The 13,336-nt window shown below is 62.9% G+C and carries 15 protein-coding genes; 8 read left to right on the top strand and 7 right to left on the bottom strand.

The window, feature by feature from the left end; translation table 11 throughout:
- Positions 1-175: 175 nt before the first annotated feature.
- The 4 genes from ACPPVP_RS41335 to ACPPVP_RS41320 all read left to right on the top strand — a co-directional run bounded on the left by ACPPVP_RS41335 (position 176) and on the right by ACPPVP_RS41320 (position 4,303).
- Positions 176-1,537, top strand: coding sequence for an FAD-dependent oxidoreductase (locus tag ACPPVP_RS41335; RefSeq protein ID WP_426529617.1), 1,362 nt, complete (start codon positions 176-178; stop codon positions 1,535-1,537).
- Positions 1,538-1,557: 20 nt separating this feature from the next.
- On the top strand, positions 1,558-2,562 hold the full coding sequence (locus tag ACPPVP_RS41330) for an ABC transporter substrate-binding protein (protein WP_426529615.1): 1,005 nt from the start codon (positions 1,558-1,560) through the stop codon (positions 2,560-2,562).
- Between the two features lie 156 nt (positions 2,563-2,718).
- Positions 2,719-3,492: an ABC transporter ATP-binding protein gene (locus ACPPVP_RS41325; RefSeq protein ID WP_426529613.1), complete on the top strand. Its 774-nt coding sequence runs from the start codon at positions 2,719-2,721 to the stop codon at positions 3,490-3,492.
- Positions 3,485-4,303 (top strand): ABC transporter permease, encoded by an 819-nt coding sequence (locus ACPPVP_RS41320; RefSeq protein WP_426529611.1) that lies wholly within the window; start codon positions 3,485-3,487, stop codon positions 4,301-4,303. The genes ACPPVP_RS41325 and ACPPVP_RS41320 overlap by 8 nt, the downstream gene beginning before the upstream one ends.
- A gap of 236 nt (positions 4,304-4,539) precedes the next feature.
- On the opposite strand, the gene gtdA is transcribed toward ACPPVP_RS41320, so the two are convergent.
- Complete coding sequence (gene gtdA, locus ACPPVP_RS41315) at positions 4,540-5,580, bottom strand: gentisate 1,2-dioxygenase (protein WP_426529609.1); 1,041 nt, start codon at positions 5,578-5,580, stop codon at positions 4,540-4,542.
- Between the two features lie 114 nt (positions 5,581-5,694).
- Between gtdA and maiA the strand changes: the two genes are divergently transcribed.
- Positions 5,695-6,327, top strand: a complete 633-nt coding sequence (maiA, locus tag ACPPVP_RS41310) for a maleylacetoacetate isomerase (protein ID WP_426529607.1) — start codon at positions 5,695-5,697, stop codon at positions 6,325-6,327.
- Positions 6,317-6,826, top strand: a complete 510-nt coding sequence (locus ACPPVP_RS41305) for a MarR family winged helix-turn-helix transcriptional regulator (protein WP_426529605.1) — start codon at positions 6,317-6,319, stop codon at positions 6,824-6,826. The genes maiA and ACPPVP_RS41305 overlap by 11 nt, the downstream gene beginning before the upstream one ends.
- A gap of 176 nt (positions 6,827-7,002) precedes the next feature.
- On the opposite strand, the gene ACPPVP_RS41300 is transcribed toward ACPPVP_RS41305, so the two are convergent.
- From ACPPVP_RS41300 to ACPPVP_RS41280, 5 genes are all read right to left on the bottom strand, one after another.
- Positions 7,003-8,616 (bottom strand): benzoate-CoA ligase family protein, encoded by a 1,614-nt coding sequence (locus ACPPVP_RS41300; RefSeq protein WP_426529603.1) that lies wholly within the window; start codon positions 8,614-8,616, stop codon positions 7,003-7,005.
- Positions 8,613-9,752, bottom strand: a complete 1,140-nt coding sequence (locus ACPPVP_RS41295; RefSeq protein WP_426529601.1) for an FAD-dependent monooxygenase — start codon at positions 9,750-9,752, stop codon at positions 8,613-8,615. Before ACPPVP_RS41295 ends, ACPPVP_RS41300 begins: the two co-directional genes overlap by 4 nt.
- 226 nt (positions 9,753-9,978) lie before the next feature.
- Positions 9,979-10,188 carry a hypothetical protein gene (locus ACPPVP_RS41290; protein ID WP_426529599.1) on the bottom strand — a complete coding sequence of 70 codons (210 nt, stop codon included), beginning with the start codon at positions 10,186-10,188 and terminating at the stop codon, positions 9,979-9,981.
- A gap of 14 nt (positions 10,189-10,202) precedes the next feature.
- Positions 10,203-10,325 carry a hypothetical protein gene (locus tag ACPPVP_RS41285; RefSeq protein WP_426529597.1) on the bottom strand — a complete coding sequence of 41 codons (123 nt, stop codon included), beginning with the start codon at positions 10,323-10,325 and terminating at the stop codon, positions 10,203-10,205.
- A gap of 17 nt (positions 10,326-10,342) precedes the next feature.
- A complete protein-coding gene (locus tag ACPPVP_RS41280; RefSeq protein WP_426529595.1) occupies positions 10,343-10,567 on the bottom strand; it encodes a hypothetical protein in 225 nt (74 codons plus the stop codon).
- Positions 10,568-10,720: 153 nt separating this feature from the next.
- On the opposite strand from ACPPVP_RS41280, the gene ACPPVP_RS41275 reads away from it, so the two are divergent.
- Positions 10,721-11,080 carry a hypothetical protein gene (locus ACPPVP_RS41275; RefSeq protein ID WP_426529593.1) on the top strand — a complete coding sequence of 120 codons (360 nt, stop codon included), beginning with the start codon at positions 10,721-10,723 and terminating at the stop codon, positions 11,078-11,080.
- A gap of 42 nt (positions 11,081-11,122) precedes the next feature.
- Here ACPPVP_RS41275 and ACPPVP_RS41270 read toward each other — a convergent pair whose 3' ends face one another.
- Positions 11,123-11,929, bottom strand: a complete 807-nt coding sequence (locus ACPPVP_RS41270) for a hypothetical protein (protein WP_426529591.1) — start codon at positions 11,927-11,929, stop codon at positions 11,123-11,125.
- 294 nt (positions 11,930-12,223) lie between these two features.
- Between ACPPVP_RS41270 and ACPPVP_RS41265 the strand changes: the two genes are divergently transcribed.
- Positions 12,224-13,330, top strand: a complete 1,107-nt coding sequence (locus ACPPVP_RS41265) for an efflux RND transporter periplasmic adaptor subunit (RefSeq protein ID WP_426529589.1) — start codon at positions 12,224-12,226, stop codon at positions 13,328-13,330.
- The last annotated feature ends 6 nt before the right edge of the window (positions 13,331-13,336 follow it).

Raw genomic sequence — 13,336 nt, 5'->3', positions numbered from 1 at the left:
CCCTCCCATCTCGGGGTCATCCAACAAAAATTGCGTAATAATATCCTTCAACCAAAGTTAGATTCTTTGAACAGTGCTATCAAGGGTGCGCCATGCCTTGCGGTCCCAAAGCTTGACCGCTCGACCCAAAGCCGCCAGAGGCATTGTGACCTTGAAATTCTAGGCGGATACACAGGTGCCCAAGAAAACCATTCAAGAGCCCGCGCGCCAGATACCGCTCTACGGCGAATATGAAGTCGCCGTGCTGGGCGGTGGTCCCGCCGGCATTGCCGCTGCCGTAGCTGCGGCGCGGGCCGGGCGGCGCACGCTGCTGATCGAGCGCTACGGCTTTCTCGGCGGCATGGGCACGGCCGCGGGCGTCACGAATTTCTGCGGGCTGCACGCCAACGTTCATGGCGAGATGCATCGGGTGGTGCAGGGCATCGCCTCCGACCTGCTGGCGCGGATCGACCGGCTCGATGGGCTGAACGCACCGCATCTGATCCTCGGCAAGATTTTTGCGCAGGCCTACGACACCGCGGCCTACAAGATCGCGGCGGATGATTTGCTCGCCGCCCACAAGGTCGACATTCTCTTTCATGCGCTCGGCGCCGGCGTCGTGATGGACGAGAGGCGCATCAACGTGCTGATGGTGGAGACCAAGGCCGGCCGTCAGGCGGTGCGCGCGGATATCTTCATCGACTGCTCCGGCGACGGCGATCTGGCGGCCTGGGCGGGCGCGCCGTTTGAGGTCGGCGACAATGCCGGCGGCATGATGTATCCCTCGATGATGTTCCGCCTCAACGGCATCGATCCCGAAAAAGCGGGCGATGCCTGGCGCACGATCCCGGCGCTGATGGAAAAGGCCGAGGCCGCGGGCACGCATCGGTTTCCGCGCAAGACCGCGATCGTGCGGCCGCAGCGGTCAGGCATTGAATGGCGGGTGAATTTTACCCAGCTCGCGCGCGAGGATGGTTCCGCGGTCAGCGGCATTGATCCCGACCAGATGACGCGCGGCGAGATCGACGGACGGCGGCAGGCGGTGCAGGCGTTCGAATTCCTGCGCACGGTGCCCGGCTTCGAAAAATCCTACATCGTCGATCTGCCGCCGCAGCTCGGCATCCGCGAAACCCGGCGCGTGATCGGCGGCTACATGCTGTCCGGCGAGGACGTGCTGGGCTGTGCCTCGTTCGAGGATTCCATAGGCGTCAATGGCTGGCCGATGGAACAGCACGTCGCCGGAGATGTGACCTTCACGTTTCCGCCGATTCCGGAATCGCGCGGCTTCAACGAATTGCCGTATCGCATGCTGGTGCCCGAAGGCATAGACAACCTCCTGATGGCCGGGCGCTGCGCCTCGATGACCCATGAGGGGCAGTCGGCGGCGCGGGTGTCCGGCGCCTGCTTTGCGATGGGGGAGGCGGCAGGCTCTGCTGCGGCACTGGCGCTGGCCGGCAACACGATTCCGCGCGACATTGCGGTCGAAAAGTTGCAACAAGGCCTGAAACAACAGGGCGCGTTCATCGGGCGGGACCAGAAGGTGCCCGAGGGGCTATAAAAGGGTTACGGAGGAGAGGGATGTCAAAATTTGCACGGCTCGCGATGGCGGCCCTGCTGGCCATCGGCGCGGGCGGGATTGCGCGGGCCGATGATGCGCTGAAGGCGAAAATCGGCGTGCTCCGGCTGTCGTCGTCGGCGCCGGTGTTCATTGCGCAGGACAAGGGCTATTTTCGCGAGGCCGGGCTCGACATCGAACTGAAATTCTTTGACGCGGCGCAGCCGATCGCCGTGGCGACGACCTCGGGCGACATCGATTTCGGCATCACGGCATTTACCGCCGGGCTCTACAATCTAGCCGGCAAAGGCACACTGAAGGTGATCGGCGGCATGAGCCGCGAGAAGGCGGGCTATCCGCTGATCGGCTACTTCGCCAGCAACAACGCCTATGCGGCCGGCTTGAAAACGCCGAAGGATCTTGCGGGCAAGCGCATCGCGGTCACCCAAGTGGGTTCCAGCTTTCATTATTCGCTCGGCCTGCTCGCCGACAAATATGGTTTCAAACTCGCTGAGGTAAAAGTGCTGCCGCTGCAGTCGCTGTCGAATGCCGCGGCCGCGCTGAAGGGCGAAACCGTCGATGCAGCGCTGCTGCCGATCTCGACCGCGCGGGCGCTGGTGGATTCCGGCGGCGCAAAGTTCCTCGGTTGGGTTGGCGACGAGACGCCGTGGCAGCTCGGCGCGGTGTTCGCCTCGCCGAAGACGCTGACCAACACCGCGCTGGTGACCAAGCTTCTCGCCGTGCTGGTGCGCGCCGATCGCGAGTATCACGACGTGATCCTGGCTTCGGTGAAGGACGGCAAGGCCGACATCAACGACAAGACAAAACCGTTGCTCGAGATCATCGCCAAGTACACCAATCTGCCGGTGGAGCAGGTGGTCGGCAATTGCGCCTATATCGATCCCGACGGCAAGCTCGACGTCAAGAACGTCGACAACCAGATCGCGTGGCTGCAGGAGCAGGGCTTTGTCGACAAGGGATTTGCGGCGGACGCGATCATCGCGAAGGAATATGTGAAGGCGGATTGATGCGCCGATCCGTCGCCAAGCCGTCATTGCGAGCGCAGCGAAGCAATCCATGGCTCTACGCGGGGGGAAGATGGATTGCTTCGTCGCTTCGCTCCCTTGCGCAAACGCTTCGCGTTTGTCGCAGGCAATGACGAACAGCAATTAGCCGGGAATTCAATGGACCTGATCGCCGACAAAATCAGCCACCGCTTCGGCGCCCTCGACGTGCTCGACAACGTGTCGTTCACGGTCGCCTCGGGCGAGGTGGTCGCGATCGTCGGTCCTTCCGGCTGCGGCAAGAGCACGCTGCTGTCGATCCTTGGCGGATTGCTGCAGCCAAATGCGGGTGCTGCCAAGCTGCGCGGCGCGCCGCCGGCCGGCAGCCTCAATCCGCTGACTTTTGTGTTCCAAGATTTTGCGCTGTTGCCATGGTGCACGGTGGAAGCGAACGTCGAGTTTCCGCTTGTCCATACCGCGCTCGACGCCGCCACCCGCCGCACCGTCGTCGATGACGCGCTGAAGCGCACGGGCCTGTCGGATTTCCGCGCCGCCTATCCAAAGCAATTGTCGGGTGGCATGCGCCAACGCGTCGGCATTGCCCGCGCGCTCGCGGTGCGGCCGGCGATTCTCCTGATGGACGAACCGTTGTCGGCGCTGGATTCGCAGACCCGCGAATTGCTGATGGAGGACTTCATTCGTTTGTTGGCGGACGGCGCGATGGGCGCGGTCTATGTCACGCATAATCTGGAAGAGGCGGTGCGGCTTGCCGATCGCATCGTGGTGCTGTCGCGCCGCCCCGGCCGCGTCAGGGAGATCGTCGAAATCCCGATGACGCGCGCCGAGCGCGGTGCGATCGATGCGCGTGGCAGGTTGCTGGCGCTGCAGAACGATCTGTGGTCGCTGATCCGCGAGGAGGCGATCGATGCCGAGCGCGAGGTGCAGCATGCTTGAGCGCGCACCGCAGGACGATCGCGCAACCGAGACCCGGCCGGTCGCATTTCGCGGCGCCGGCTTTATGCCAACGGCGGGGCGCGCCTCGGGCTGGATCGCGCTCGCGCTTGTCATCGCGCTGTGGCAATTGGCCGGCAGCGCCGGCTGGGTCAATCCGCTGTTCCTGCCGGCGCCCTCGGCGATCGCAGTCGCGATCTACAAGCTCGCGATCTCAGGCGCGCTCTGGCAGCACGTATCGGCGTCGATCGTTCGCATCAGCTCGGGCTGGCTGCTCGGCACCGCGGCTGGCGTTATCGTCGGTTTTGCGATCGGCCTGTCAACGCTGGCGCGCGGCGTCGGCATAACCTTCATCTCGGCGCTGTTTCCGATTCCAAAAATCGCGCTGCTGCCGCTGTTGATCCTCTGGCTCGGGATCGGCGAGGAGCCGAAGATCGCGACCATTGCGTTGGGGGTGTTCTTCTCGACCGCGCTCTCGGTCTATAGTGGTGTCGACGCCGTGCCGCGCAATTTGATCCGCATGGCGCAGAGTTTCAATGTGCCGTTCCACGCCATCGTCCGCCGCGTGGTCTGGCCGGGTGCGCTGCCATCGATCCTCGCAGGCTTTCGTATTACCGCCTCCGTGGCGCTGCTGCTCGTCGTCAGCGCGGAAATGATCGGCGCGCAATTCGGCATCGGCGCGTTCGTGCTGCAGGCCGGCAATCTGATGCAGACCGATCAACTATTGGCCGGCGTCGTGATCCTGTCGCTGTTCGGGCTGGCGGTGGGGAAGCTGATCAACGTGCTGGAAGCGCGGTTGCTGCATTGGCGGTGAGGCGCGCGCAGGGCCGTAGGTGGGCAAAGCGAAGCGTGCCCACCACTTTGCTCTCCGCAAGAATGGTGGGCGCGTCGCTAACACTCCTTTGCCCACCCCACAAATCCATTGTCGTCCCTGCGAACGCAGGGACCCATACCGCGTGATTTCTCGATAAGGCAAAGTAGTCGACGGCTTCCTTAACAACGAAGACCGGTGGCTATGGGTCCCTGCGTTCGCAGGGACGACGGAACATCTCACGCATTCCCGCGATCCTCGCGGAATAAATCGAGCTTCTGCTGCACCGGACGGTCGGAGAATGAGAACAGCACCGAGTCCGTCTCGGCTTCGTGCGTGACCCAGTGCCAGCTCGGCACCACGAACAGGTCGCGCGCGCCCCACTCGAAAATCTGGTCGCCGATCCGGGTGCGGCCCTTGCCTTCGATCGCGGCGAACACGGTGGCGTCGGTCGCGCGATAGCGCGCGGTCTTGAAGCCCTTCGGCAATAGCTGGATGAAAGTGCCGATGGTCGGCATCGCGAAATCGCCGGTCTCGGGATTGGAGAATTTCAGTTTCAGCCCGTGACAGGCGTCCCATTCGTCGCGCGTCTTAGCTCGCTCCAGTGCCTCGCGCGTATAGCTGTAGGGATAGTTGAAGATCGGCGAGGTTTTTGACGACCGCTTCCCGTCGACCGGCAGCAGATTGTGGCCGTAGCGGGCAAAGCTGTCGCCGGCGGGCTTACTGATCTTCTGCTGGTCCTCGTTCGATCCTTCGGCAAAGGAGGCGTCGAAGAACTGCACCATCGGGATATCGAGTCCGTCGAGCCAGAACATCGGCTCATTCGTCTCGTTGGAATGGTCATGCCAGGTCATCGAGGGCGTAATGACGAAATCGCCCGGCTCCATCAGCGTGCGCTCGCCGTCGACGGCGGTCGCGGCACCCTTGCCTTCGAGCACGAAGCGTAGTGCCGACTGGCTGTGGCGGTGCGCCGGGGCGACATCGCCGGGGACCACCATCTGCACGCCGGCAAACAGGGACGTCGTGATCTTGGATTGGCCGCGCAGGCCCGGATTTTCCAGCACCAGCACCCGCCGCTCAGCTTCCTTGGCGGTGATCAGTTTGCCCGCTTCGGTCATGTAGTCGCGGATGGAATCGAATTTCCAGAGGTGGGGCCGGCAGGCGCTTCGCGGCTCGGGCGTGATCAGATCGTTCATTACGTTCCACAGCGCGGAGAGATTCTCGCCGTCGATCTTCTTGTAGAACGCTTCGCGTTCCGGGGTCTTCTGCACGGCTTCCATGGTCAGCCTCCCGTATTTTTATCGTCTCTCAATTGACAGTATACTTTCAATGTGGATATCGTCAATCACGGCCCCCTCGCCGGGGCAAAACGACAAAATCCGAGGGAGGTTCCGATGAAGCTGCACGGCTATTTCCGCAGCGCAGCGGCATACCGGGTCAGGATTGCGCTGAACCTCAAGGGGTTGCCGACCGATCACCTGCCGCATCACCTTCGTAAAGGCGAACAATGCGCGCCCGCCTATCTCGCGATCAACCCGCAGGGGCTGGTGCCGACGCTGGAGGGCGACGACGGCGCGGTGCTGACCCAGTCGCTGGCGATCATCGAATGGCTGGACGAGACCCATCCCGATCCACCGCTGCTGCCAAAGGATCCGTTGCGCCGCGCCAAGGTGCGCGCGTTCGCCATGGCGCTCGCCTGCGATACGCATCCCGTCCAAAATCTCAGGGTTCTGACCCGGCTGCGCCAGCTCGGCGTGGGCGAAGACAAGGTGACGGAATGGGCGGCCTGGGCCAATCGCGAGGGCCTGTCCGCCTGTGAAGAGCTGGTCGCACACGAGGCGGGCCCGTTCTGCTTCGGCGACAAGCCCTCGCTTGCCGACCTTTGCCTGGTGCCGCAGCTCGGCAATGCGCGGCGTTTCGGCGTGGATGTCTCCGCCTATCCGCGTCTGCTGAAGGCCGAGACTGCGGCAAGAGAAATGAAGGCGTTCCTGGACGCCGCACCGGACAGGCAGCCCGATGCCGAGTAAACCCTCAGCGATCACGATGGACGCGGTGTACACTGCGCCCGGCTATTTGTTTCGCCGGATGCAGCAGATCGCGGTCTCGATCTTCGTCGAGGAGTGCAGGGCGTTCGACCTGACGCCGGTGCAATATGCGGCGCTGGTGGCGATCCACACTCATCCCGGCATCGACGCCACGCGGCTGTCGGCGGTGATCGCGTTCGACCGCTCGACGCTCGGCAACGTGATCGAGCGGCTGGAGAGCAAGGCGCTGATCGAGCGCAAGCCCTCGCGCGAGGACAAGCGCGTCAAGCTGCTCTATCTGACCAAATCGGGAGCGGCGATGCTGCGCGACATCATGTCCTCGGTGGAGCACGCGCAACTGAGGATGCTGCAGCCCTTGAAGCCGGCCGACCGCAAAACCCTGCTGGCGCTGCTGACGCAGCTCGTCGATCTCAACAATGAAGCCTCGCGCGTGCCGCTGCGCGCCGAGGATGCGCTGGAGCATCTGGGGAAAGCGGGGTGAGGGGCGCCAGTAACGGGGAGTTAGTGGCAAAAACTCCGCTGTCGTCCCGGCCTTGAGCCGGGACCCATAACCACAGGAAGCGGTGTTAGGCACGCTGGGGCTACAGCGATCGGAACGACGAGCATCGGTGGTTATGGGTCCCTGCGTTCGCAGGGACGACACCGAGTTTGTCGTGGCTACATCCGCATCAGCGCCTGGCGGTCGATCTTGCCGGTACCCGTCTTCGGCAATTCCGCGATGAACCGGATCTCGCGAGGATATTTGTAGGGCAACAGCCTTGCCTTGACGAAATCCTGCAGCGTCTTCGTGGCGTCCCCCATATCGAAATCGCCCTTGTTCATCACCACCACCGCCTTCAGCGTCATGCGCCGGTCCGGCAGTTCGGCGGCGAACACCGCGCATTCCCTGATGTCGGGGTGCTCGGCGAGGCAGAGCTCGACCTCGAGCGGGTAGACCCATTGGCCCGAAATCTTGATCAGATCGTCCGCGCGGCCGCGGAAGAAATGGAAGCCGTCGGCATCGCGCAGAAAACGGTCGCCGGTGTAGATCCAGCCGCCCTCGCGGATCGTTTCCGCCGATTTGTCGGGCCGGTTCCAGTACAGCGGCGTATTGGAATCGCCGCGCACCCACAAAATGCCTTCCTCGTTGTCGCCGACCTCGCGGCCGTCTTTATCCCTTAGCAGGATTTCATAGCCGGGCACGCGCAGGCCCGCGGCGCCGAGCTTTTTCTTCTCGGGGCGGTTGGACAGGTAGATGTGCAGCGCTTCGGTGGAGCCGAGGCCCTCGATGATCTCCAGCCCCGTCAGCGCCTTCCAGCCATTGAAGACGTCCGCCGACAGCACTTCGGCTGCCGATAGCGCCATCCGCAACGATGAGAAATCGGCGGCTGAAGCGCCATCGGCCTTGGTCAGCGAGGTGTAGAGCGTCGGCAATCCGTAGAACACGGATGGCCGATACTTTTCGATCGCCTCGAAGATCGTTGCGGGCTTCGGCTGGCCGGGCAGCAGCAGCGTCGCCGCGCCGACCGAGAACGGGAAGGTGATGGCATTGCCAAAACCGTAGGCGAAGAAAATTTTTGGCACCGAAAAGCAGATGTCATCGGGGCCAAGCTTGAGCACGCTGCGTGCGAATGCCTGCTCGCTATAGGCCATGTCGTGCTGCAGATGCACGATGCCCTTGGGGCGTCCGGTCGAACCGGATGAATACATCCAGAACGCCATGTCGTCGCGCTTGGTGTCGGCTTCGCGCAGATCGGTGGAGAAGCCGTGCAGCCAGTGCCGCGCCATGAACGACTTTGAGACGGCGTGTTCACCCGCCGCACCGTTGACCACAATCAGGGTCTCCAGCGGCGTGTCGTTGCAGGCCTCCGGATTGAACCGCGAGGTGAACTCGGCCTCCGCGACCGCTACGGCCGCGCCGGCGTCGGAAAGATAAAACTGCAGCAAATCCGGCGGCGTCAGCGTGTTGATCAACAGCGGCACAAAGCCTGCCCGCACCGCGCCGAAGAACGCCGCGGGATACACCGGCGTGTCATCAAGGAACATCAGGATGCGGTCGCCGCGCTTCAGGCCGAGCGACTGAAAGCCATGCCCCCACTGCGAAGCCTCGGCGCAGAGCTCTGCATAAGTGCGCGTACCGGCGGGGCCGGTCAGCGCCAGCCGGTCGCCGCGGCTGTGGCTGAGATTGTCGAACAGGATTCGGCTGGCGTTATAGTTTTCCGGAATCGCAAAGCCGATCTCGCGCGCGCCGGGATTGTCGCGGGGGACCATGTCGGAAATCTGTGACGTCATGCCTGGCTCCCGATCTTCTTTTCCGCCTCGTAACGTGCCATGAATTCCGGCGACATCGCCCGCAGCCGCGCGTCGGCGATCCGCCCCGAGCGCGTGATGTAGCTGTAGCCAAAATCCATCAGGTCGAGCTTCATGTGCTCGGGAAAATGTTCGTACCAGTCGGCGCTGGTGCGCGCCGCCGTCACCAGCTTCTGTACGATCGGCTTGCGTTCGGCCTGATAGCGGGCGAGGCCAGCGAGAATCTCGGTCTCCGCTTCCAGCGCCTTGGTCAGCGCGATCGCATCTTCGATCGCGAGCCTTGTGCCCGAGCCGATCGAGAAATGCGCGGTATGCAGGGCGTCGCCGATCAGCACCATGTTGCCGTGCGACCAGTTCTCGTTCCAGATCCACGGGAAATTGCGCCACACCGATTTGTTCGAGACCAGCGCATGGCCGTCCAGCGTACTTGCGAATATCTCCTCGCAGATCGCCTGCGACTGCTCGATGGTCTTGTGCTCGAAGCCATAGGCCTGCCAGGTCGCCGCATCGCATTCGACCAGGAACGTGCTCATGGCAGGTGAATAGCGATAGTGGTGGGCGTTGAACGATCCCAGATTGGTCTTCACAAACGTCTGCGACAGCGTGGCAAAACGTTTGCTGGTGCCATACCAGGCGAATTTGTTGGTCGAATGCGAAACTGAGGCGCAAAATTCCTTCTCGAAGCCGCGGCGCACCAGCGAGTTCAGCCCGTCGGCGGCGACGATCAGGTCGTACCCTTTGAGCTCGTCCAATGAATGGATCGTGGTGTTGTATCGCGCGGCAATTCCCGCCGCGCGCACGCGCTGCTGCAGGATGGTCAGGAGTTCGAGCCGGCCGATCGAGGAAAAGCCGATGCCGTCGATCTCGACGCTTTGGCCATGCAGATTGAGCGTGATGTTCTTCCAGCTCTCCATTCGCGGCGTGATCGCGTCCACCGTCTCGGGGTCGTCGGCGCGCAGAAATTCCAGCGCCTGTTCGGAGAACACCACGCCAAAGCCCCAGGTCGCGCCTTCGGGGTTCTGTTCGAACAGATCGATATGCGCGTCCGGATGACGCCGTTTCCAGAGATAGGCGAAATAGAGGCCGCCGGGGCCTCCGCCGATGACGGCGATACGCACGTCTTCCTCCCAATCGACAGTATACTTACTAATTTGAAGTGGAGACTAATCCGCGCCGGAAATTTGCGCTACAGAAAAATGACCGGGGACCGAAGAAGCATCCGGTCCCGACCCGCGTCAGAACCGGGCGCCGCCGGCCTGTTCAGCCCGGCCGGTTCTGTCCGCGAACGGTTGTCCGCTCTGCGGCAATCCGGCGTGACTGGCCTTCGATGGAAGCGCTGCGAGCTTAGGTGCAGCGGCGAACCGCCACGCCGTTCACCACCACGGTCCTGCAGACCGCGACAGGCTTGCGAACGACGACGGCGCCGCGAGCTCCGGCGCAGCCGGCCCGAACGACGCCACGGGCACAGACCACCGCATTGGCCTCGGTGGTTTCAAACGTCATGGTGGCGGAAAAGGACAGCACGGCGGCGGCGATCAGCAGGAAGGAACGCATGTTGGTCTCCCGGACTAGTACTGGTTGATGTTCAGGTCTTGAAAGTCTTTTTCTTGAAAGTTAGTTCGCAAAAAGTTCTGCGGATGCCTGTCGCGGCGTGCGCGCACGCCGATCTCGTTTCGGTTGGCGGCCAGCATGCACGCCGGCCATCCCGTCATTTTTTCTCGGCCGCCGCCAGCACCTTCTTGCAGGCCGGGGTGATCTTGTCGCTCTCCTTGGCGAGACAGGCGATGATGCGTCCGCCGCCCGGGGCAACGCCTTTGCAATATTTCTCGTAGTCGCCCATGCAGGCGCTGCGCTGTTCGGCGGTCATCTCCTGCGCGAAAGCGGCCTGCGACACGCAGAGCAGGGCGGTGGCGGTCAGGATGGTGCGTAGCATCGTTTTCTCCCTTCGTCGAAGCGGCCGACGGTTGAGGCGAGTATCGGCGGATCGGAATGGCCGGCCTTCTTGCTTCTTGATCGCGGACCCGCTGTAGTGAAGCGCCTATTTATTGTTGCAGGAAAAACCCAAGGAAAGTCCAAGGAAAATCTTATGCCGCAGGTCAGGACCAGATGGCTGTCGTTCTATTCTGAACATGTCGAACCGGTCTCCAAGGAAATATTTTCTTACGTCGAGAAGATGATCATCGGAACGTTGATCGTATCGGCCGGCGCCCATGTCTCGAGCAGTGAGCCAGCGATCGTATTGTTCGGCTATCTGCGCCATGGTCTCATCGGCCGCGGCGTCATGCTGTTCGGCGTCATCCTCCTGTTGCTGAACTTCCTCGACGGTCTCTACAAGCTCGCCAGGCTCAATTGGCATATTGCGTACCAAATCGCGATGACGATCCTCTATGTCGCCCTCTCGGTTCGCCTCGTTCAGCTGATCCTTGCCTTTCGCGGAGGAGAGTGACCGGCAAAGCCGGTCAATCGCGGGCAGCCATCGCCGTGCGTTCTATCGTGCCGCGAACTGGGACAGCACGTCCTTGCAGGCCGGCGAGAGCTGGGCGGCGTTGGTTGCAAGGCATTGCACGATCCGGCCGCCGCCAGGCTGCACGCCGCCGCAAATCGAGCGGACGTCGGCGCCGCAGGCCGAGCGCAGCACGAGCAGCTCTTCACGCGGGCGCATCGGCCGCAGCACGATCACGGTCGGTGCCGCCGGAGCAGCGGCTGCTGCTCCCGCTGCGGCCGGAGCCGCACCTGCCGCCGGTGCCCCACCGCCGCTGGCGGCGGAGACGGCTTTCTCGCAACCGGCCGAGAGTTTCGCCTTGTTCTTCTCAAGGCATTGCAGCGCTGGTGCGCCACCGGTCGGCACGCCCGCGCAGACCTTCGGATAATCGGCGCGGCATGCGCTGCGGATGGCGGAAACTTGCGCGCTGGTCGGCTGTCCCGTCGGTGCTGCGGCTGCAGCCTTTGGCTCGGCGGTTTTCGCAGGCGCTGCCGTTGCGGCCGCCGGCGCTGCGGCCTTGGGCGCCGCAGTGTCTGCCGGCTTGGCCGCCGCCGGCGCCTCTACCGCGCGCACCGCGCTCTGGCAGCTTGATGACAGGCTCGACATGTTCTTCTGCAGGCATTGCAGCGAGGCCTCGCCGCCCGGCGGCACGCTGGAGCAATGCGCAATATAGTCGGAGCGGCACTGGGATTTGATGGCGTCGCGCTGCGCCTGGCTCGGCGCCTGCGCCAACGCGGGTGCTGCGGTTGCCAATATTGCGGCGACCGAAAGCCACGGCGCAAGCTTCGTCGCACGTTTCAGCGTGTTGATCATTTGAATAAATCCTTTTTCCGTTGCAGGAAGCCGCCGCTTCGACCGCTGTAAATATTTCGCAGCAAAAATTGTAACGGCCCGCATCATTTTCGCTTTCGGGTTTCACTGCAAGCGGATTGTTGCTATTTTCATGGGGTAGCGCCGCACGTCTTTTTCTGAATAGAAAATTTTCTGAACAAACCGATTGAGGCAGGAAAAATGAAGTCCATGCGTTCGCCAGCACACCCTTGTCTGCACCGCACAATCGGACAGGGGGGCGCTTCGATCCGGCGCGCGGCGTTCGCCGTTGCCGCCATGGGCATCTTAAGTGCCTGCGAACAAAATACTTTTGTTCCGCCTCCGCCGGCGAAAGTCGATGTGGCGGTGCCGGTGCAGCGGTCGTTCACGCGCTATCTCGAGGCGACAGGCAATACGGCCGCGATCAAGAATGTCGATCTGGTCGCGCGCGTGCAGGGCTTTCTGCAATCGATCAATTATAAAGACGGCGCCTTCGTGAAGGAAGGCACGTCGCTGTTCACGATCGAGCCTGATACTTACAAGCTGAAGCTCGAACAGGCGCAGGCTGCGGAAACAGGTGCGCAGGCAACGGTGAGACAGGCGGAGGCGGACTTCAAGCGGCAGCAGGATTTGGTCCAGCGGCAGGCCGTTTCCCAGGCCACGCTGGATACGTCGACGTCGACCCGCGACAACGCGCAGGCGAACCTGCTGCAGGCCCAGGTCAATACCAAGATCGCGGCGGTCAATTACGGTTATACCAATGTGACGGCGCCGTTCGACGGCGTCGTCAGCGCACATCTCGTCTCCGTCGGCGAACTGGTCGGCGCGTCATCGCCGACCCCGCTCGCCACCATCGTGGCGCTCGACCCGATCTGGGTGAATTTCAACGTCAATGAACAGGACGTGCTGCGGATCCGGGCGGAAGCCCGCCGCCGCGGGCTGACGGCAGACGATCTCAGGCAGTTGCCGGTCGAGGTCGGCTTGCAGACCGAAACCGGTTTTCCGCACAAGGGCAGGCTCGATTATGCGGCAGCGACCCTCAACCAGTCGACCGGCACGCTTCCGGTGCGCGGCGTGCTGCCAAATTCCGACCGCACGTTGCTGCCGGGATTCTTTGTGCGCGTTCGCGTCCCTATCGATCAGGAGCAGAATGGGCTGTTCGTGCCGGACGTGGCGCTCGGCAGCGATCAGGCTGGGCGCTATCTGCTGGTCGTGAACGGCGAGAACGTCGTCGAGCAGCGCAAGGTGCGGACCGGGCCGCTGGAGGGCGAACTGCGCGTCATCGAGGAGGGTCTCAAGCCCGACGACCGCGTCGTCACCGCGGGGCTATTGCGCGCGATTCCCGGCCAGAAGGTCGATCCACAGCTGAAGAAGATCGAAGCGCAGCCGGCTGCGGCCAAATAGGAGTCG

This window comes from Bradyrhizobium sp. McL0615, from assembly GCF_049993905.1.
Lineage (GTDB): Bacteria > Pseudomonadota > Alphaproteobacteria > Rhizobiales > Xanthobacteraceae > Bradyrhizobium.
This window is presented reverse-complemented; position numbering and strand designations above follow the sequence as displayed.